This window comes from Pontiella sulfatireligans, assembly GCF_900890705.1.
Taxonomy (GTDB): Bacteria; Verrucomicrobiota; Kiritimatiellia; order Kiritimatiellales; family Pontiellaceae; genus Pontiella; species Pontiella sulfatireligans.
Genome location: NZ_CAAHFH010000001.1, coordinates 1,414,689 through 1,435,964, shown reverse-complemented (window position 1 = coordinate 1,435,964; position 21,276 = coordinate 1,414,689). Strand labels below are relative to the sequence as shown.

The 21,276-nt window shown below is 53.1% G+C and carries 16 protein-coding genes, 1 tRNA gene and 2 pseudogenes; 13 read left to right on the top strand and 6 right to left on the bottom strand.

Going from position 1 to position 21,276, the window contains the following annotated elements:
* Positions 1 to 438 precede the first annotated feature (438 nt).
* The 13 genes and pseudogenes from SCARR_RS04915 (at position 439) to SCARR_RS28785 (ending at position 15,640) form a co-directional block, all read left to right on the top strand.
* A complete protein-coding gene (locus SCARR_RS04915) occupies positions 439 to 1,869 on the top strand; it encodes a sulfatase family protein (RefSeq protein WP_222846179.1) in 1,431 nt (476 codons plus the stop codon).
* Positions 1,870 to 1,981: 112 nt separating this feature from the next.
* Positions 1,982 to 3,517, top strand: coding sequence for a sulfatase-like hydrolase/transferase (locus SCARR_RS04910; protein ID WP_136060396.1), 1,536 nt, complete (start codon positions 1,982 to 1,984; stop codon positions 3,515 to 3,517).
* A gap of 4 nt (positions 3,518 to 3,521) precedes the next feature.
* Positions 3,522 to 5,822, top strand: coding sequence for a GH92 family glycosyl hydrolase (locus SCARR_RS04905; protein WP_136060395.1), 2,301 nt, complete (start codon positions 3,522 to 3,524; stop codon positions 5,820 to 5,822).
* 58 nt (positions 5,823 to 5,880) lie between these two features.
* Complete coding sequence (locus SCARR_RS04900) at positions 5,881 to 6,495, top strand: GntR family transcriptional regulator (RefSeq protein ID WP_136060394.1); 615 nt, start codon at positions 5,881 to 5,883, stop codon at positions 6,493 to 6,495.
* Between the two features lie 77 nt (positions 6,496 to 6,572).
* A complete protein-coding gene (locus tag SCARR_RS04895) occupies positions 6,573 to 8,048 on the top strand; it encodes an aldehyde dehydrogenase family protein (protein WP_222846178.1) in 1,476 nt (491 codons plus the stop codon).
* Positions 8,049 to 8,145: 97 nt separating this feature from the next.
* Positions 8,146 to 9,117, top strand: a complete 972-nt coding sequence (locus SCARR_RS04890) for a GRP family sugar transporter (RefSeq protein ID WP_136060392.1) — start codon at positions 8,146 to 8,148, stop codon at positions 9,115 to 9,117.
* A gap of 1 nt (position 9,118) precedes the next feature.
* A complete protein-coding gene (locus SCARR_RS04885) occupies positions 9,119 to 9,889 on the top strand; it encodes an enoyl-CoA hydratase/isomerase family protein (protein WP_136060391.1) in 771 nt (256 codons plus the stop codon).
* 1 nt (position 9,890) lies between these two features.
* On the top strand, positions 9,891 to 11,087 hold the full coding sequence (locus SCARR_RS04880; RefSeq protein WP_168433003.1) for a CaiB/BaiF CoA transferase family protein: 1,197 nt from the start codon (positions 9,891 to 9,893) through the stop codon (positions 11,085 to 11,087).
* Positions 11,084 to 12,460 (top strand): glycosyl hydrolase, encoded by a 1,377-nt coding sequence (locus SCARR_RS04875; protein WP_136060389.1) that lies wholly within the window; start codon positions 11,084 to 11,086, stop codon positions 12,458 to 12,460. The genes SCARR_RS04880 and SCARR_RS04875 overlap by 4 nt, the downstream gene beginning before the upstream one ends.
* A gap of 125 nt (positions 12,461 to 12,585) precedes the next feature.
* Positions 12,586 to 13,734, top strand: coding sequence for an MFS transporter (locus tag SCARR_RS04870; RefSeq protein WP_168433002.1), 1,149 nt, complete (start codon positions 12,586 to 12,588; stop codon positions 13,732 to 13,734).
* Between the two features lie 15 nt (positions 13,735 to 13,749).
* Positions 13,750 to 14,853 (top strand): ROK family protein, encoded by a 1,104-nt coding sequence (locus SCARR_RS04865; RefSeq protein ID WP_136060387.1) that lies wholly within the window; start codon positions 13,750 to 13,752, stop codon positions 14,851 to 14,853.
* A gap of 6 nt (positions 14,854 to 14,859) precedes the next feature.
* Positions 14,860 to 15,366 (top strand): annotated as a pseudogene (locus SCARR_RS29240) (sulfatase-like hydrolase/transferase); the annotation flags it as partial.
* Positions 15,367 to 15,490: 124 nt separating this feature from the next.
* Positions 15,491 to 15,640 (top strand): hypothetical protein, encoded by a 150-nt coding sequence (locus SCARR_RS28785; protein ID WP_246044428.1) that lies wholly within the window; start codon positions 15,491 to 15,493, stop codon positions 15,638 to 15,640.
* A gap of 332 nt (positions 15,641 to 15,972) precedes the next feature.
* Here the strand turns inward: SCARR_RS28785 and SCARR_RS04855 are convergent, their stop codons facing one another.
* The 6 genes and pseudogenes from SCARR_RS04855 to SCARR_RS04830 all read right to left on the bottom strand — a co-directional run bounded on the left by SCARR_RS04855 (position 15,973) and on the right by SCARR_RS04830 (position 21,188).
* Entirely contained in the window at positions 15,973 to 17,115 is a 1,143-nt protein-coding gene (locus tag SCARR_RS04855) for an IS66 family transposase (protein WP_136060385.1), read from the bottom strand.
* The gene (locus SCARR_RS04850; RefSeq protein ID WP_136060384.1) at positions 17,087 to 17,584 is read right to left on the bottom strand and encodes a hypothetical protein; all 498 of its coding nucleotides are present in this window, start codon (positions 17,582 to 17,584) and stop codon (positions 17,087 to 17,089) included. The genes SCARR_RS04855 and SCARR_RS04850 overlap by 29 nt, the downstream gene beginning before the upstream one ends.
* 230 nt (positions 17,585 to 17,814) lie before the next feature.
* Positions 17,815 to 17,891 (bottom strand) — tRNA-Met (locus SCARR_RS04845).
* A 307-nt stretch (positions 17,892 to 18,198) separates the two neighbouring features.
* Positions 18,199 to 18,342, bottom strand: a complete 144-nt coding sequence (locus SCARR_RS28780; RefSeq protein WP_281281166.1) for a hypothetical protein — start codon at positions 18,340 to 18,342, stop codon at positions 18,199 to 18,201.
* An 84-nt stretch (positions 18,343 to 18,426) separates the two neighbouring features.
* A pseudogene (gene tnpC, locus SCARR_RS28775) lies at positions 18,427 to 19,522 on the bottom strand (IS66 family transposase); the annotation flags it as partial.
* 421 nt (positions 19,523 to 19,943) lie between these two features.
* Positions 19,944 to 21,188, bottom strand: coding sequence for an IS4 family transposase (locus tag SCARR_RS04830; RefSeq protein WP_136060381.1), 1,245 nt, complete (start codon positions 21,186 to 21,188; stop codon positions 19,944 to 19,946).
* Positions 21,189 to 21,276: the final 88 nt, after the last annotated feature.

Here is a 21,276-nt window from a genome sequence, read left to right as displayed (position 1 = left end):
GTCTCTCAATTGTGAGGCTAAAAGAACGATGGTTAGAACTTTCATGTCTTATTTTGTGCGCGAAGCGCTTTGGTGCGGAGACCCCGTCTCCGCTCTTTGCTGGGCTGGTCGTGCGAAAAGCGCCGACGGGGTCGGCGCACTCCAGAGCGGCTGCGCCGCACTCCTCAACCAGTCTCAAAAGGCTCGTGACTCCGAACGAACTACGTGCGTTACCCTTTGTAGTGCTCCTGGAGTTTAACGGAGGGAGTATCTGTCAGTCGGTGCAGGGAAGGGGCTTCGCTCGAACGCCAATGGGCTCTGTACATTTTACGCTTGTAAAATGTTAACAATCTGAGATTATGCATCCTGTTAGGTTTAACCAGTGCTTTCTAAATCACTCAACCGAGAGGTCGATCTTAAATGAAGTCATCTACAATCAGGTCTTGGTGTTTCGCCCTTTTGACCATCCTTCTATCCTCGTTGGCCCTGCCTTCAGCGCTGGCGGCGGATAAACCAAACGTCCTTTTCATCTTCATTGATGATCAGGGATATTATGACCTCGGGTGTTATGGCGCGACGGAGGTTAAGACGCCGCGGATTGATGCGCTGGCGAAAAATGGAGTTCGTTTTACCGATTACTATTCCGCCGCGCCGATTTGCAGTCCTTCGCGAGCCGGCCTGATTACAGGGTGTTATCCGCGCAGAACCGGTAACGAAATCTGGGTGCATCGGCCGGATGCGACAGAGGGCATTCCGGCAGAACGGCTGACGGTGGCCGAACTCTTTAAAGGTGCCGGGTACGCCACGGCGTGTATCGGCAAGTGGCACCTGGGTTTCAAGGAAGAGTTCCTGCCGCTCAATCAGGGCTTCGATCATTATTACGGTATTCGGCACAACATGGATTCATTCGAGGTTTCTCATTTTGATGACATGGGCGGTATGCCGTTTTTCAACGACGAAGAGGTGGTCGAGCGCGGCGTGGGACCGGCACAGCTGGCGAAAAAATATACGGATGAAGCCATTTCATGGATTGAAAAACAGGCGGCCGCGGACAAACCGTTCTTTCTTTATTTGCCCCACACCATGTTGCACGATCCACTCGGTGTGAGTCCGGAATTCAGAGGCAGTTCTAACTGGACGGCCCATCAGGAATATGGCGATGCCATTCAGGAAATGGATTACCACGTGGGCCGGCTGATGAAGACGCTCGAACGTCTTAAAATCGATAAGAATACGATCGTCCTGTATGTGTCGGACAATGGACGCTGGCCGGGACGAAACGATCAGCAGCCGCTGCGCGGTTCCAAGCTGACCACCTACGAAGGCGGCCTGAAGGTTCCCGCCATCGCTTACGGGCCGGGGCTTGGCATCCGCAAAGGGTTTGAGGCCGGTGCGGTTTGCCACGCGATGGATTGGTATCCCACGCTGGCTTCCATTGCGGGCATTCCCATTCCTGAGGGAGTCATTCTCGACGGTCGGGACTTGAGCGCAATGCTGGAAGGCAAAACCGACGACATTCCCGCTTTCGACAAATCGGTTTCCCTGAATGCCGAAATACCCCTGCGGCGGTGGTATGAACTGGATCAGGAATGGTCCGGAAAATTTACGCGGGAGGAGTATGCCAACGCCTTTTTCTATCACGGCAGCCATGGCGCGCTGGCCGCCGTGCGTTCTGGGAAATGGAAGCTGGCTTTGCATCCGAATCTCGTGCTGTATGATCTGGAAAACGATCCGGGCGAAACCACAGAGGTTGTCGCCACATGGCCGAAAGCGGGCGAAAAGCAGGCGAAGAGCGTGGCTGAGGCATGGCGGATTAAAACCAAACTGCGCGGCATGGTGATTGAGTTCCAACGAGAGATGAATAAGAAGGCGGCGGAGCCGCGGTCTTAAGGTCGGAATGACGAAAGTCGAAGGTCGGTTGCAAGTGCATCGGGTCGGTTGATTGGACTTTTGACTTTCAGACTTTTGACTTTTTGACGTACGTAAAAACGGAAGGAATGTGATGATGAATCGAATATTTAAATGGATGATTTTTCCAATCATTGGAACTATGACAGCACAGGGCGCGGCACAGCAGGCGCCGCTTCGACAGGCTTCCTCCTCCGCTGAAGCTTCGGCGGACAGGCAGGACCGGCCGAACATTGTGGTGATTCTGGCTGATGACTTTGGCTGCGGCAGCGCCAATTGTTATGGCGCCAGCGTTGAACATATTAAAACACCGAACATGAATCGGTTGGCCGAGGAAGGGCTGCGGTTTACGGATGCCAACACGCCGGCTTCCGTTTGCAGTCCGACCCGCTATGCGTTCCTGACTGGGCGTTATGCCTGGCGCGGCGTGATGAAGCACAGCGTGCTGAGTCCGCCGGAAGGACCGTTGGCGATTGAACCGGAGCTGGTGACGCTGCCGGAATATCTCAAAGAGTTTGGTTATCAGGCGGCACACATCGGTAAGTGGCATCTGGGTTACACGAACATGAAAATGGTGAAGGATCTGTCTGCGCAACCTCTGGAGCCGGGGCCCCGGTCGCTCGGGTTTGATTATCATTTTGCCATACCGAACAATATTGATTGGCTGGACCGGATCTACGTGGAGAACGAATCCATCTGGGGACTGCGTTCCAAAGGTAAAACCCCGTACGGGAAAAGTTTTTACAAGGGACAGCAATATCACGGGTATGACGCGCCTCAGGCGATTGCAAAAAATGTTACGCAGGATCTGTCGGACAAGGCCGGTGAGTGGATTGCTAAAACCGTCAAGGATGAACCGGGCAAACCCTTCTTCCTTTATTTTGCGCCGGTCGCGGTGCATCACCCGATTTCGCCCAGTGATGAATTCATCGGAACGAGCGGGATCGGTGCATATGGCGATTTTATTCAGGATCTGGATAACAGCGTAGGGGATATTATCCAGGCATTGGAAACCGCAGGTGTTCTGGAAAATACCCTCTTGATTTTTACCAGCGACAATGGCGGCGATGTTTGCCCGGAAGAGGAGCTCGCCCGGGAAAAGGGCTTTAAAATGAATGGCGACCTTAAAGGGGATAAGCACCTGATTTGGCAGGGCGGTTTCAAGGTGCCCTTTATTGTCCGATGGCCGGGAAAGATTGCTGCGGGGTCCGAGTCGGATCGCATGATCAATCTGGTCGATATCTATGCCACGCTGCAGGAGCTGCTGTCCGGGAAAGTGCTGGATCCGAAGACCGCCGCGCCGGACAGTTTCAGTTTCTATTCCGAGCTGGTGAATAACGCTGCGAAAAAGGATGCCCGGAAATCGATGGTCCAGAATGATGTGAAGGGCGTTAAAGCGATCCGAATGGGCGATTGGAAATATATCGAGAACAAGGCGCTGCGGCCTGCGGATAAGGCGAGGCAGAAAAAGAATCCCAAGCTGGCCAAACCTGAACTCTACAATTTGAAAAAGGATTCTGCTGAAACGGAAAACGTCATCGATCAGTTCCCGGAGATGGCGGAAAAGATGCAGAAGGCGCTCGATCGTATTCGGGAAAAGGGATCGGAACGCATGGCTGTAAAGGGCTGAACGAATGACTGAGTGCCACATATCAATTTTAACGGCAAGCCTGTTGGCTTTGCCGACGTGTTTTGCCGCCGACGGGATGGATCACCTGAACCTGTTCATAGGAACGGGGTATAACGGGCATACCTTTCCTGCGGCCATCGTTCCATTCGGCGCGGTTGCGCCGGGGCCGGATTGCTCGGTCGGCGAGTGGCATTCTGCAGGGGGGTATCACTACGACAAGACCACCATCCTCGGCTTCAGCCAGACCCATCTGAGCGGCACGGGATTGATTGATTTGGGCGACTTTATGCTCATGCCGACCGTGGGCGATGTCCCCTTGAAGCCTGGCGCGGAGCATAAGCCGGAGAGCGGCTACCGTTCGCGTTTTTCGCACGATGATGAAATGGCGAAGCCGGGCTACTATCAGGTGCGGTTGCAGGATTACGGCATTAACGTCGAGCTGACGGCCACCGAGCGCGTCGCGATGCATCGCTACACGTTTCCAGAAGGCGAGAACCGTCAGGTGCTGATGGATTTTAAACACTACATTCCGGGGGCCAGCGGGGTTAAGCATGCCTACGTCCGCGTAAACGACCCGTATACGGTGACGGGATACCGGATCACCGATTCGCGCTGGGCCACCAGCCGGTTCACGTACTTCGCTTTAAAATTTTCCGAGCCGATGGCGAATTACATGATTCGCGATGAGGTCCGTAACTTGGACTATCCAAATATTCCTGAACTGGCATCATCAAAAATGATCGCCGCCTTCGGTTTTGCGCCCGGCAAGATCCTGCAGGCTAAAATTTCCGTGTCGCCGGTTTCCATGCGAAACGCGATGGAAAATCTTGAAACGGAAATCCCGCATTGGGATTTTGGGAAGGTGCGGAAATCGGCAGAAGCGAAGTGGGCGAAGGAATTAGGAAAAATCACAGCGGATGGCCCAGAGAACGATCTGGAAACCTTTTATTCTGCACTCTACCACACCATGATCCATCCCGGTATTGATCAGGACGTCAATGGCGAGTATCGGGGCATCGATAAAGAGATTCATACAGCCGACGGATTCACCAACTATACAGTTTTCTCGCTGTGGGATACGTTCCGGGCGTTGCATCCGCTCGATACGATCATCCACCCGAAACGCACAGGCGACTTCATTAAATCGATGCTCTCGCACCAGTCGCAAAGCTCGCACCACATGCTGCCGAGTTGGGCGATGCACCATAATGAAAATTTCTGCATGATCGGCTACCATGCGGTGCCGGTCGTGGTGGATGTCTGGATGAAGGGGCTGGTTGATGTTCCATCGGAACAAATTATGGAGGCGCTGCTGGCGACTACCACGCAGCCGGGCGCCCCGAAAATGAAGTTTAATAACTATCCGCAGTGGTACGGCCAGCAGCACTATCTGCGGCTGGGCTATTTCCCCGACGAGTTGACCCGCTCCGGCACTTCGCTCACATTGGAACATGCCTACGATGATTGGACCGTAGCGCTGATGGCTGAAAAAACGGGTAATAAGAAGGTCACCACGGACTACCTCGCCCGAGGGCAGAGTTATCACCGGGTATGGGATCCAAAAACTGGTTTTTTCCGCGGGAAGCTGGAGGACGGGACGTTTTATGAACCCTTCGCTCCACGCGCTTATCATCGTGAAGATCCGAAAGATCGCGAATTCACAGAAGGGAATGCCTGGCAGTATCTCTTTTTTGTCCCGCACGATGTGTACGGCCTGATCGATCTGGTCGGCGGCCCAAAGAAATTCGGCGAGCGTCTCGATACACTATTCACAATGCCGCCCAATGAAGATGGAACGGCGGTAGGCGATGTGTCCGGACTTATTGGCGATTATGCGCACGGAAACGAACCCTGCCACCATGTGGCGTACCTTTACAACTATATCGGCCAGCCCTGGAAGACGCAGGAAAAGGTCCATCAGATTGCACGGGAATTCTATAAACCGGAACCGGCCGGCTACATTGGCAACGAGGATGCCGGACAGATGTCGGCCTGGTATGTGATGAGCGCCATGGGTTTTTATCCCGTCAATCCCTGCGGAGGAATTTATGTGATTGGTTCTCCTCTACTTCCAGACTTTACGCTTCCGTTGGAAAATGGGAAAACCTTCCAGATTAAGGCACAGGGACTATCCGATAAAAATATCTACATCCAGTCCGTGAAACTCAATGGAAGACCCTTGAACAATATGTGGATCACCCATGCGGATATTATGCGTGGCGGCCACTTGGAGTTTAAGATGGGATCCAGGCCCAGTAAATGGGGCGTTAATTCAGAACCGGTCCCGTTGGCGGACGGAAAGTAACGCCGCCACGATGTGTGGTGGCTTCCCGAATTGAATATACATAGCAATAGGTAAAACAATGGATTACAGAAACGTACGCGAACAGGTAACTGACCGGCTCAGAGAAGAAGTGCTTCTGGGCAAATTCGAGACGGGCGAAGCGTTGCGCGAGATTCCCTTGGCCGAACGGTTTAAGGTCAGTCGTGGACCCGTCCGCGACGCGTTGCTTCAGCTTTCACAGGAAGGGCTGCTCGAAAGCGTACCGAATAAGGGCGTGCGGGTCGCAAAACTTTGGGAAGGGAAGCTTGTTCCCGTTATGGCGAAGGTGCGTTTTGATTTAGAATGCTTTGCCATTTCCGAATTGATCAAAAGTACCCCCGAGGGTTTTTTCGATAAGATAAACCGGAATCTGCGGATGTTCAAAATGGCCTGCGAAGACAAGGATATGTCCGCGGTGGTTCAATTGGATCTGCAGTTCCATCGCCTGCTGTTACGAGAATGCGGCCATGTTGGATTGGAATCCGTCTGGCTGCCGCTGCTCGGCGGTATGCGCCTCCCGTATTCCAGGCATGGATTGCTTACGGAAAGCCATCAGGAACATCGGCAGATTGCTGATGCGATCGAGAAGGGCGATAAAAAGGCCGCCATTGCGGCGCTGAAAAAGAATATCGTCAAGCCGTTCGACGGTAAATAATTTATACATTCATCACGTAGGTACGGATGAATGGCGATTTTTTAAGTGTTAACAATGGACAATCAGGAGAGATGCATATGAAAATTCCGGAACAACCCAGATCGTTTGAGTTATGGATTAATGGCGAGTGGACGCCATCTGAAGGCGGGGCAACCATCCCCCGTATGAGCCCGGCGCATGATTGTGAGGTGACCCGGGTTCCGGCAGGAACGGCGGCGGATGTGGACAAAGCCGTAGCGGCGGCTAAAGCCTCTTTTGAATCCGGCACGTGGGCACAAATCTCCGGCGCAGAACGTTCTGCGGTACTTTATGCCGTCGCCGATCGCTTGATTGAGCGCAAAGAAGAACTGGCGCTGTTGGAAACACTGGAAAGCGGCAAACCGTTGACGCAGGCCGGATTCGAAGTCGAATGGGCGGCGGGGCTTTGGAAACATGCTGCGGCACTTTGCCGCCATCTCTACGGCGAAAGCTGCAACACGCTCGGTGCCGGAACCATTTCCATGACCCTTCGGGAGCCGATCGGAGTGGTCGGGCTGATCACGCCGTGGAACTTCCCGTTGCTGATTGCCAGTCAGAAAGCGCCCTATGCCTTGGCCGCTGGTTGTTCCGCGGTTATTAAGCCCTCCGAACTGACCTCGGCCACCACGTTGCTGCTGGCAGAGATCCTGAAGGAGTGCGGCGTGCCGGACGGCGTGTTTAATGTGGTGACCGGTTACGGCAACCCCGTGGGCCAAACCCTGTGTGAACACAAAGATGTCGAAATGATTTCGTTCACCGGATCGATTGTCGTCGGTAAGGCGATTGCCGCGACTGCGGCGTGCAACCTCAAAAAGGTCTGCCTGGAACTGGGCGGTAAAAATCCGATGATTGTGATGGACGACGCCGATCTCGATTCCGTGGTCGATGCAGCCCGTCTTGGCGCGTTCTTCAACATGGGAGAATGCTGTAACGCCAGCAGCCGGATTCTCGTGCAGGAAGGTATTGCCGACGAGTTTGTGAAACGCCTGACAGATTTTGCCAACGAAATGAAGGTCTGTGATCCGCTGGAAGACGATTCCAAAATCGGAGCGATCATCAATGAAACCCAGGAAGCAAAAATCCTTGGTTACGTCCAGACTGGACGCGAAGCAGGAGCAACGGTCTGCATGGGCGGGGGAAAAGTGGAATCTAAAAAGGGGCGTTATCTTGAGGTGACCATCCTTGATCATGTTCCGGCGGATTCTCCGGTGGCGACCGAAGAGGTCTTTGGCCCCGTACTTTCCATCGTGCGTTTCCAAACCTTGGAAGAAGCCATCGCCATTGCCAACGGAACGGACTTCGGTCTCTCAGCGGGCATCTTCACCAACGACTATAATCAGGCCATGACGGCATCGCGCCAGTTGCGAGCCGGAACCGTCTGGGTGAATACCTGGCTGGAGGGCCATGCCGAGCTGTCGTTCGGGGGCTACAAGCAAAGCGGGCTTGGACGGGAACTCGGAAGCCGGGCGGTTGAAGAATATACGGAAGAGAAGAGCATCCTGTTCAGTCTGGGAAAACGGCAACCGTGGTGGTAGCGGATTCGCCGCAGTCTGAAGGTCGGAACGTCAAATATTCCGACTTTCTGATCTTTGACCTTGAGACCTTTGACTAAAAAATAACGGAGAGAGAAAAATGGATACAATAGGAATTATATATGCAGTGATTTGTGTAATGGCTTGGGGGTCATGGTTGGTTCCTTCAGAGAAGGTGAAGTTTCCAAATGAACAGGGGAAAACCTTTTTCGTTGCACTGGCGACCACGATTATCGCGTTTTTGGTTGTTCTAGGCCGCGGCGAGCTCGGCCAATTGTCAACCGGGATCGCATGGGTGCCGGTGCTTGGCGGCCTGATCTGGGCCATCAGTGCCTATTGCGCATTTGTGGCTTGCAACCAGATCGGGATTGCCAAGGCATTCGGGATCTGGGCACCGCTGAATATCATCGTCTCCTTTATCTGGAGTTTGACCCTGTTCGGTCAGTTCCGCGACTGTTCGATCATGACCTGGGTGGTCGGGCTCGTGTCGTTGATTTTGATGATCGTCGGTGTGCTGATGATTATCGGTAAAGGCGGCGAAGAAGAAGACTCCAGCAAGTCCAAGGTGAAAGGACTTCTGGGTGCTGTCGGTGCCGGGATCCTGTGGGGGACCTTCTATATTCCGGCCGCATACGTATCGGAAACGAGTACGGAGCTCGCGCAGATTTCTCCCTGGGCTTCGGCCTTGCCGCTGGCGGTTGGCATGCTGATTGGTACCTCCATTATGGTCGCGCTGACACGCACGGCTCCGAAGCTGGAAAAACCGCTCGATTATATCAAGGCTATGAGTTCAGGCGGACTCTGGGCGTTGGGCTTTTTCATGATGCTGCTGATGGTTGCCGCGATCGGCCCGGGACCGGGCTACACCCTCGCTTCGCTTTGTGTGGCCGTGAATGCGCTGTGGGGCGTCTTCTACTTCAAGGATCCCGCGCCGAAGACCAAAGCGGGCAAGTTAACGCTTCTGGGCGTTTTGATTGCCACGCTGGCCGGCACGGTGCTTGGCAACTTTGGAAGCCTGGATGATATTTTAGGAATCAACGGAAAACCAGTAGTAGAAGAAATACAGAAATAGCATGACAAAAACACATATCAGATATGAGATTGACGGAGACGTGGCAACCATTCTTCTGGCACCCCCGGAAGGCAAGCCACCGACATTGGATAACGATGTTCTGGAAGAACTGGAACGTTGTATTGCGAAAGCGTTGGAAGAGATGCCGAGAATGGTCCTGGTCCGCAGCGCCTCCGAACGTTTCTTCTGTGTGGGAGCCAATATCAATATGCTCCAGCATACCAATGAACAGACGATTGTACCCTGGGTGATGCAGGGGCATCGCGTGCTCAATATGCTCGAAGATCTTCCAATGCCGGTCGTTTCTGTGGTGGAAGGCTTCGCCATGGGTGGTGGGTTGGAACTGGCCGTGGCATGCGACCTAATCTTTGCATCGGACACCGCGCAGCTGGCGCAGTCCGAAGCAGGGCTGGGCTTTATTCCCGGCTGGGGCGGCACGCGTCGCCTGGCCGGCCGGATCGGTTCGGTGAAAGCCAAATATTATTACTACAGTGGAAAAATGATGGATGCTGCGAAGGCCGCAGAGATTGGCTTGGTCGATTTTGTGGGAAACAAAGTAGCGCTGGAACAGGAGCTGGATGAATTTACAGCTTTAGTAATTTCCAACAATCGGAACGCGCTCCAACAATTTAAAACGATATTAAATGATCAGGAACGGGCGGCTCGTGATGAAAACGCCGCCGTGGAGGCGTTCCGTTCTGTCAGCTGCCTGCAGGATCCGGATACCAAACAACGGCTGCATGATTTTTTATCGAAAAAAGGAAAGAAATAGAATGATTACGAAAAACGCATTGGATGGCATTCGCATCCTCGACTTTAGCCATGTGTATCAAGGCCCCGTCGGCACCCAAATTCTGGCGGATTATGGCGCGGACGTCATCAAGGTGGAACGTCCCGGTTCCGGTGACTGGAGCCGGTCATGGGGCCCGTTCATCAAGGATGTATCCCTGCCATTTGCTAACCTGAATCGGAACAAGCGATCCATCACCGTCGATATGAAGCAGGAGGCCGGCAAGGAGATGATCCGCAAGCTGGTCAAAGAGGCCGATGTGCTGGTGCACAACTTTCGCCAGGGCGTTATGGAAAAACTCGGTTTTGGCTATGACGAACTCAAGAAAATCAATCCCGCACTGATTTATGCCTCGTCAAATGGATGGGGCGACACAGGGCCGTATGCTGAGCGCGGGCGCGCCGGGCACGATATGATGGCGCGTGCTGAAGGCGGTTGGTTTACCTTTTATGATGCTGAAAAACCGCCCATTCCCGGTGGCATCAGCATCGACTATCCGGCTGGGCTGAACCTGATGATCGGTATCCTAACCGCCCTGTTGTACCGCAACCGGACCGGCGAAGGGCAGTACCTTTCCACCGACTTGCTCAGTGTGGCGTTCCATGCCCACGCGTGGGATGCGGCATCGCGCTTGAATGCGCAGAAAATTGATCGACCTGCTGCCGTGGGCGGAACCGAGGAGGCTATACACAAGGCGTTTCAGACGCTCGATGGCTTCATTGAAATATCGCCCGTTTTTTCAAAAAATGCTCTGAAGGATATCTCAACCGCCTTGGGACTCGGAGATCTGTCGGAGAAACCGGTGTTCAGCACCGAAGAGCTGCAAATCGAAAATAAAAATCAGCTCAACGCCCTTTTGGCTCGTGCTTTTCTGGGGAAAACCACCGATGACTGGATGGACGAGCTCGAAAGCAAAGGCGTGTTGTGTGCCCGAATCAACAGTTTTGAAGAGGCCGCCCGCGATCCTCAGATTGCCTGCAACAAGATGATTGTCACTATGGAAGATCCCGAGGTGGGCGAGCTGAAGCTTTTAGGCACGCCGGTGCGATTGAAAGGCACGCCGCCCAAACTGAAACAGTTTCCCCCGCGGCTGGGTCAGCACAACCATGATGTGGCGTTGGAAATCGGCTATACGGAAGAAGAGGTTGCTCGCATGACAGAAGATGGAATTTTCGGATGATCGTTGATAATGAAATCAACCTTGGTTGTCTGGCGTCGGACCTGGCAACCTTCTGGGAGCTTTCCGGGCAGAAAATCCGTCTGATAGAAGAGGAATACACCACAACCCAGGGCGCTCCGGTATTTACCTGGCAGGGAAAATATATCCCAAAGGGTTGGACCGACTGGACGCAGGGTTTCCAGTTTGGTTCGGCGATCCTTCAGTATGATGCCTCCGGCGATGAAGAATTTCTGGCGCTGGGGAAACGGCAAACCGTGGAGCAAATGGCCCCGCACGTCAGTCATGTCGGCGTGCACGACCACGGTTTCAACAATGTTTCCACCTACGGAAACCTGTTGCGCCTGATGAACGAAGGGAGGATTCCTTCGGACGAATTTGAACGCCAGTTTTATATGATGGCCCTGAAAGTTTCAGGCGCTGTTCAGGCCAATCGCTGGACCGATCTTCCGGACGGTGGTTATATGTATAGTTTTAATGGTCCGCATTCACTCTTTGTCGACACGGTCCGCAGTTGTCGCAGTCTGATGGTGTCGCATCTGCTCGGCCATTCCCTGATGGGCGAAAATGATCGTAGCATCAGCTTGCTTGGCCGGACGATCGATCATCTGAAAGCCACGGCCAAATATTCCGTCTTCTACGGCGAAGGGCGCGATTCCTATGATGAATGGGGGCGTACGGCGCACGAAAGCATCTTTAATGTGAACGACGGCAACTTCCGCTGCCCGAACTCGCAGCAGGGTTTCAGTGGGTTCACCACCTGGACCCGCGGTGTGGCTTGGGCCATGCTCGGCTTCCCCGAACAACTCGAACTGCTGGCAGTGCTGGATGACGCTGAGCTGGAACCGTTCGGAGGGCGCACAGAACTGGAAGCGATTTGTTTGAAAGCCGCCAAGGCTTCCTGCGATTGGTTTATCGACAATACCCCGACGGATGGTATTCCGTATTGGGACGGTGGCGCGCCGAACCTGCATCGGCTGGGTGATTATCTGAACCGCCCTGCCGATCCATTCAATGAGTGGGAGCCGGTTGATAGTTCCGCTGCAGCAATCGGTGCCCAGGGTCTACTGCGTCTCGGCCGTTATCTGGGGCGGGATACTGAAGAGGGGCAACGCTATTGGCAGGCCGGACTGACTGCCTCAAAAACCATGTTGGGCGATCCGTACATCAGTCGTGACGAAACCCATCAAGGACTCTTGCTGCACTCCATCTATCATCAGCCGAATGGCTGGGATTATGTGCCGGAAGGTAGCAAGATAGCCTATGGTGAATCCTGCATGTGGGGCGACTACCATATGCGAGAGCTCGCGCTGTATCTGCATCGAAACCTCAAGGAACAACCTGATTGTTATTTCTTTGGGGGGTTAGTGAACTGATTCGAAGCCGATACGCTATTGGTTTCATGGTGGGTTCACAGGAAATGTCGTGCCAGATGACGGGATGCAAAATAAACAGCAAGAGCATTCATTTTATGGAGCTATAACATCGAAGGGAAATGCATATGAAAATTAAAACACTGCCTATTTTTATGGCCTTTATTGTGATGGGTGTCGCAGACGCGATGGGGCCGATGTCCGATGCGGTAAAAACACAATATGATCTGAGCAACGTAATGGCTACGATGCTTTCTTTTTTCGTCTTCATTGCTTTTGCGGCCTTCAGTGTGCCGGGCGGATTGCTGGCCGCGCGGATTGGAATGAAAAAGCTTTTGTTGCTCGGACTCGGCCTGAACGCCGCGGCAATGCTGGTGCCGAGCTTGATCGCTCCTGGCTTCGCTCTTCTGCTGCTCTGCATCTTTGTCTTGGGTATCGGGACCACCTTTCTTCAAGTTGCTGGCAATCCGATCATGCGCGAAGTCAGCGGAGAAGGCGCTTATAGCCGCAACCTGAGTTTCGCTCAGGGTTTCAAGGGGCTTGGCAGTACGGCAGCGACCTATCTGGTAACTGCGATCACCGCGATCGCTTTGTTCCAGAATATGGGCTGGCGCGGTATGTTCCCGATCTTTTTTGTCTTGATGGCGGTCGCTTTTGTGACGGTCGCTTTGGTTAAAGTGGAAGAAAGTAAACCTGAAACTCCTCCAAGCATTGGAAGCAGCCTGAGTCTGCTCAAGGAACCTGTCTTCGCATTGGCTGTTCTCGGTATTTTTCTCTATGTCGGAGCGGAAGTCTGTATGGCGCGGTTCCTTTTTCCCATATTGAAAGCCATGGGCATGGATGAGGTTACGGCAGGAAAGTTTGGGCCCGCGCTCTTTTTTGCATTGCTGACAGTCGGCCGTATTGTCGGCGGAATCATTCTGGGCAAGGTAAAACCGCGTCCGGCCTTTCGCGTATCGGCGCTGCTTGGAGCAGTGGGCGCGGGTCTGCTGATGACCGGCAATACCTCGCTGGCGATTGCCGGTGTGATTTTGGGCGGGCTTGGTTTTGCCAACATCTGGCCGCTGCTCTTCTCGATCACGGTTGAAGAACGTCCGGAACGCGCCGGTGAACTGAGCGGACTGATGTGCATGGCCATTTCCGGCGGCGCGCTGGTTCCGCTATTGATGGGCGGCTTGGTTGACGCCGGACTCAACGCAATTTCGTTCGTGATTCCTTGTGTCTGTTTCATCTACCTTTTTGTGCTGTCCCTTAAGGGCGGGAAAGCAAACGCTTAATCTGGAGAGTTGATTATGAATTATGAAAAAGACCAACGTATCGTCCTGACGCTCGATGCCGGCGGAACCAATTTTGTGTTTTCCGCGATCCAGTCGAATAAGGAAATTATTGACCCCGTACGCCTTCCTACTGAAACGCAAGAGCTCGGGAAAAGCCTCGAAACCATCAAAAACGGTTTCCGGAAAGTCATGGATAAGCTGGACGAAAAGCCGGTGGCGATCAGTTTCGCCTTTCCCGGTCCGGCCGACTATCCCAACGGCATCATCGACAATGTCGGCAACCTGCCGGCGTTCGCGGGCGGTGTACCGCTGGGGCCCTGGCTGGAAAAACAGTTTGAAATGCCGGTTTACATCAACAACGATGGCGACCTGTTTGTTTACGGTGAGGCCATCGCAGGGCTGTTGCCGAAGGTGAATCAAATGTTGGAAGAAGCCGGAAGCCCTAAGCGCTATCAGACGCTGTTTGGTGTTACGCTAGGCACCGGGTTTGGTGGTGGAATGGTTCATAAGGGACAGCTCTTCATCGGCGACAACTCCAACGCGACCGAAGTGTGGCTATTACGCAACAAGGTGCGTCCCGAATGTTTTATTGAAGATGGGGCCAGCATTCGCGCCGTGAAAAACAGCTATGCTAAAAATGCCGGTATCGATCCGGCCAATGCCCCGAGTCCAAAGGAGATTGAAGACATTGCGCTCGGAAAGGCTGAAGGCGACAAAGCCGCTGCCATCGAAGCCTACCGGGAACTGGGTGAAGTAGTCGGCGAAGCGCTCTCGGTTGTTGCCACCTTATTTGATGGCCTTATTGTGCTCGGCGGCGGCCTCTCCTATGGGCATAAGCTTTTCATGCCTGCCGTGCTCGAAGCAATGAGGGGTTCGATCAAGAAGTACGATGGAAGCGAACTCGACCGTATCGTTCAGAAAACCTTCAATCTCGAGGATGCTGGCCAGCTTGTTGAATTTACGAAGGGTGAAACCAAGCAAATTACAGTCCCAGGAATCGGCGAAACGCTGGCTTACGATCCACTGAAGCGGATAGGCATCGGTATTTCCGTGCTCGGCACCAGCGAAGCCGTAGGCATCGGTGCCTATGCCTATGCGCTGAATCAACTCGATTCATAAGTTTTCATGAGGCGTCCAATTTATGCAACATGCATCATTTTAATGTTGGCTGTCTGCACTCAGGCGGCGCGCCCGAAGCAACCCAATATTCTGTGGATCTTCAGCGACGATCATTCGCACAACGCGATCAGTGCGTATGGCAGCCACCTAACGGACCTCGCTCCGACACCGAATATTGACCGCATTGCGGACAAGGGGGTGTTGTTTAGAAACAGCTTCGTATGTAACTCCATCTGCGGACCCAGTCGGGCGGCAATCCTGACAGGAAAGCATAGTCACATGAATGGCTTTCGCTCGAACGGAGACCAGTTTGACGGTGGCCAGCAGACCTTTCCACGAATGCTCGGCAAGGCGGGTTACCAGACGGCCGTAATCGGGAAGTGGCATTTGGGCACGGAACCTCAAGGGTTTGATCACTGGGAAATACTTCCCGGGCAGGGGCACTACTATAATCCGGACTTTATTACGGAGAAAGGGGAACACCGCGAACAGGGCTATGTGACGGATCTGATTACGGATAAAGCAGTCTTCCAGCAAGGTCTATCGCCAGGCTCTCTACATAGAGCTATTTATCATCGCGGAAGAAAATCATGGGGGCAAAGGTGTATTGTACTATTCCGGCAAAGAGGAATTCTACATGCCGGAAGGAACAAGGAGTTACTACGAGCTGAAGACCGATATGATTACGATGACCGAATATACGCTCAATGGAAAGCTGCGGGGAGACGCGTTCAAGGGATATATGATTATTGTTACTGATTCCCGTGGGGTAATCATAGCTTCCTAAGCCACTAAAGATGATTGGCTGGGCATGGTCGAAAATCTGAGAGCGCTGCCGGTGGGGAAAACGTTTAATGAAAACGGAGAACGCACTACGCCGTCACGACCTCCGCGTTTTTACTGATTAAATGCCGGATTATGATGCTTTTTGATGAGGAAGGTAAGATATTAGAAGGAAAGAAAAGTGGATGCTTTGCCAAGCACTCGTATCATATCTGGGCTTAAATTTCTCCGGCAAGAGCATCGTGAAAACCTGAAAAATACTCAAATAACCGGTCATATATCTTCGCATTGCGCAGGGTCTTTGTATGCGTCTCTTCGGCGACCGCCTTGACAGGGTTACTTTCCGGCGGTTCCGCGGATTGATTTCCAGCGGGTAGGCGTCCAGTCGGCAACTTCGGACTGTTGCATGGTCGGCAGGGTGCTGAGGGTTTCACGCAGGTAGTCGGCTGGATTGATGTCGAGCTTTCGGCAGGTTTCAATGAGGCTATAGATGACGGCGCTGGTCTGGCCGGATTCCGGACTACCGAAGAAGAGGAAGTTCTTTTTGCCGATGGCGGTCGGGCGAATGGCGTTCTCGACGAGGTTGTTGCAGATTTCGAGTGTGCCATGTTCGAGGTAAAGATTGAGTGCATCCCAACGTTCGATGGTGTAATTGATCGCTTTACCGAAGTTGCTTTGCGGGAGCTGGCGCGGTTTTTCCTGATCGAGGATTTTCTTCATCTGTTCGAGATGGGATTTGGCATGTGCCTGGCGGTAGCCGGTTCTACGTAACGGGATGATTTTGGAACGGGATGTTTTCGGACTACCACCATGTCCAGCCTTTTTCTTGAAGTTGAATTCTACGCAGTCGGCCAGCTGTTCGGGGATAAGTGCGGCATAGTGCCTTCTGCAAATCTCTGGAGAATTGCCCATGAGGGTCGCTATTTTATAAAGCGATACATTGTTCATGGCCAGATGGCTGCCGAACGTGTGGCGGAAATCCAACGCTTTCCATGCCAATCCCTTCCTGCCATTTATTTGACGAAGCATCCGGCTCATGTTGTCCTCTTCCCATCGCTTAATTTTTTGCTTTGGGGCGGGGAAGTGCCATATGGATGATTGGGGGAACTCGTACTCCGATAGGATGTCGTAGAGATCCTGCGAAATGGGAACAACCCGGTTGGTTTTTGTTTTTGGCTGCCAAAACTTGTCCCCATCCTTTTTTGGCCGAATCCGGATCAACCGGTTGTCCATATCGATATCCTGCTTCCGCAGCCAAACGATTTCTCCGCGCCGCAGTCCCGAATAAATCATTGTGGCCACTGCCGCATGAAGTTCAGGTCGGTCGAGCAGCGCTTTCAGCTGTTCGGCGATGTCGCCTGGTTCAAGGAAGCTGATATCTGCCGCCGGGGGCTTCCGCCGGGGAACCGCGCCAGCCGGATTTGGATAGCGTTGGTCTGGGGAAACATATTCATGGACGCGGATCGCGTATTCGAACATGGCATGCAGTGTTTCCCTTGCACGATTGTATGAGGTTGGTGCCCAGTTGCGCAATCGCGCCGCCAAGATAGCGAGACAAAACTGCCGGGGAGATATCTTCGAGGTATTGGCAGGAGATTGTTGTTTTATTCAAAGCCATGCTCAATGGCTTGGCTCCCCGCGTGCCGGGGGCATGGTCAACCAGCTCGGGCAGAATATCGCCAAATGTCGCCCGCAAGTGCGAGCGGCGGTTGCGGTAGTGCCGGTAGCTGATTGAGTTTTCCAGATGTACGAGGAAGTCCTTCAGAAAATCAATGAGCAATGTTTTCTGCGGCCTTATATGCCGGCCGGTCATCAGTTCGTATTCGATTTTCTTGAGCTTGTCCTTCGCTACGCTCTCATTGCGGGTTTCGAGCGAATAGCGGATGCGCTTTCCGTTCTGCCGGTAGTAGACGTGCCAGACGCCTGATCGTTTGTGTATGCTAGCCATGGCCGATTATCCTTTCTTTCCCCAATGATGGGGAATCTGTCCCAGATATTTCGGTGCCCATGGCATCAAGCCAGACTGCCTGTCCGGGCCGCGCATGTCGGCAGATTGGCCGTGCCTGCGGACCGTGTGGGTGGATTTGTGTCCACAAAATGTCCACAAACGCGGTTTCGGAGCAAAAAAGAAACGGCTCCAGGAATCGCATAAATGCTTTCACTGGAGCCGCTTAGGATTGGTAGCGGGGCTCGGATTTGAACCGAGGACCTTCAGGTTATGAGCCTGACGAGCTACCGGACTGCTCTACCCCGCAATCTTCTTGTGTTTAACAAGGCGGATGAAGGTAACGGATTTAGTGAGCCAAACAAGGGTTTATTACAGTTTTTTAGATATCCATATTTTCAATTCAGCCGATTCCTTTCCGTCAACCCCGAAACCCCATTGATCATTTATCTGTCATGGGGTATTTGTAAGTTGACCACTTTCAAAGGTTTATCTAGAGCAATGGCATCCCCCGCCCCCACGGACCTCGTCGTAATGTGTGTAAAACTATTTATTTTTCTAGTGCATCAGGGATACGAGATTTTGTATGCGTCTCTTCGGCGACCGCCTTGACAGGGCTACTCTCCGGCGGTTCCGCGGATTGATTTCCAGCGGGCAGGCGTCCAGTCGGTAGCTTCGGACTGTTGCATGGTCGGCAGGGCGCTGAGGGTTTCACGCAGGTAGTCGGCTGGATTGATGTCGAGCTTTCGGCAGGTTTCAATGAGGCTATAGATAACAGCGCTGGTCTGGCCGGAGTCAGGGCTGCCGAAAAAGAGAAAATTCTTTTTTCCGATGGCGGTCGGCCGAATGGCGTTCTCGACAAGGTTGTTGTCGATTTCGAGCCGCCCATGCTCAAGGTAGAAGTTGAGCGCATCCCAGCGTTCGAGGGTGTAGTTGATCGCTTTACGGCAGCTGCCGGAACCGTTCGGTTTCGAGAATGGTTTTGATTCCTTCCATAACGGGTGTTGCGTGTTCCCGTCGATATGCGGCGGGGTCGAGGTCGGGGTTGTTGCGCAGTTTTCTTTCAACCCGGTAAAGTTTGGCAATGCGTTTCACGATGTCCTCCGCAGTCGGATTGCCCGGAACCTCTCTGAACTTGCGGCGGGCATGCGCCCAGCAGGCGGCATGAATGATTGCGGCTTTTTCTTTTGCATGCGACTTCTTATTCAGCCAGCTGGTATAGCCAGCGTAGCCATCGGTTTGCAGCAGCCCGGCATAATCAACCAACATCGAGTCAAGGCAGGTCGCAGCGCGACTAGCATACCATTCAAAGAGCACACCTTTGCCTGGCGAATGATAAGCCCATAGGTATCCGTTGGGACAGTAGTCCTTTTTCGGATCTTGATATTTGATAAAAGTCTCGTCGGCCTGAATGTATCCGCTCGCGCGGATTTCATTTCGAAGTGCTTCATAGATCAGAGATAACCATTGGGCTACGAGATACATCCATCCGCCCATCGTTTTCCGACTGATCTCAACTCCAAAGCGTTGCTTAAAAATTTGTTCCTGCCGATAAAGCGGGAGGTGGTCGCAGTATTTACTCAGGATGATATGAAGAACCAGTCCGGTGGAAGCGTAGGAGTTTTCGATCAGTTGCTTCGGCGCGGGAGCAATCAGCGGAGCAATGGAACGGTCGTCGCGCTTCTTGTATTTGTTGCGAATGATGACCGTGCGAAAGAAGTGCGTCGGCGTGACATCTAGTTTTTCGGTGCGGACTTCGGCAATCTTTTTGTACAGCTCCGGATGGGCAAGAACTTCATCTGGATCAATAATAATGGTTTCGGTCGGGAGGTCTTTGGGAATGCGCGCATCGAGCCCCTTGCGCTTCCCTCGTTTTGATTCCTTTTGTTCTTCATCCGTATAAGAAGCACGCCCCAACCCATTATTTTCATTCGTATCCATGCCCGATAAATTATCAGGCTTTGGCTGGCTTGCCTATGGGGTCGGGGAAGAGGCGCAGACGAGATTTTGAATGAGCGGTTTATTCACATGGTGGTACTCCGACCTAGTGTGCTTGTTTCAGGCCACCTGATCCCTCCTCGTCAAACTCGGAAGCCCCATGAAGAGTGTGGCTGACGTGGGGCACATGTTAGTTGGCCATGATTAGGTGGTTATGTCGCCTAGAAGGCACCATGCCCCACGACCCCCTCGAAAGGGTGGTGAAATTAAATTGGTTCACTGTCATCCCATAGAGGACGCTAACGGAGTGTCAGCTCCCGTTTTTGTTAAGGTTTCTGATGTTTAGTTTATTTAGTCGATTCCGATTTTTTGTTGAAGAGTAATGATGATTCCCCGTTTTAAACAGTTGGCTGTCCCACAGCATTTAGATGAACCCCGGCAGATACGCCTGTTCCGGTGCTCCTCGGATGCGACCGGGTGGTTTGGCTGTCCCATAGGATTCCAGCAAGGCGGGCAGGTTCCAGCGACGCCAAAGCGAGACCCTTACGACGGTGAACAGGCGCTTGAAGCTGTGATCCCATCCGTGCATGAATTTGAGACAGCGCATCAGCAGATGGACGAGCAGCCCGGTCCATACCTGCCAGCGTACGGCATTAGCGCTGTAGCCGAGAAAGTCGGAGAGCTGGAGCGTCTGTTTGATTTCCTTAAAGAACACCTCGATATCCCACCGGCAGCGGTAGAGCTCCGCGACCGTCCACGCGCTCCACTCCAGATGGTTGGTCAGGAAGACCATTTCGACATCCTTGCCGTTGATCTCCACGAGGGCTACAACGCGGCGCAACTCGCACGGGTAGGCCTTCTTCGATTTTTCGATCATCAGCTCGATGACTTCGTCGCGAAGGATGCGCTTGTTTTTAGTCGTTTCGAGGGAGCGCATCACCGTGTACTGCATGTTGTCTTTCGCTCGACCCGCCCAATTAATGCCGCGCTCCGTTAGCTCAAAGAGATGCTTGAATTTGATATAAGCCTTGTCGAATACAACGATTTCTCCGGCTTCAAGGTCGGCACACAAGCTCAAGGTCTTGCGGCTGTCATGGTGTTTTGCAGTGTCGACAATGGCACATCGTGGAAGGAAGCTTTGCAGGTCCAGACGCATGTGGCACTTCGCGGCGGCCTTGCGGCGGCGGTGCTTTGCCCAGTCCATGCTATTGGCCACCAGCTGTATCGTGGTCGAATCGAGCGCATGGATCGCCTTGCTGAAGCGACGGAGGTATCCACTACGCACCTTTCCCTTCGCAAAACCAGGCACCGTGTCCATCAGATGCTTCATCATGCTCCAATAAAGCTCTTCGGCCATGTTCGCGTCGCGCACTTGATTCGCATGGCTCAGGTTGTTGCGGGACGGTGGAACCGCACCGCGGATGGTGGAGAGCGCCGCCGCATTCATCTGGAGCGCGTCGCATACATCGTTAAGCCCGAGCGCATGAGCAAAGTGGGCATAAAGCAGCGAAACCACATGGCTCCATGGCGTGTACGTCCGGCTTCGGGCATCGACGCCATGCTTCTTCGCAAGGTTCGTGACCATGTGTCCGGGAATCAGATTGCACAATTGCTTCAAGGTTGTATACCTATGTCCGGCTGGTTTGTGTTTTTGTCTCTGTTTTTTCATACCCTCCGAGTGGAGGATTTAGAGCTCACAAGCCAGCCTTTTTATTTAAAATCTATGGGATGACAGTGAAATTGGTTTTAATATTTCT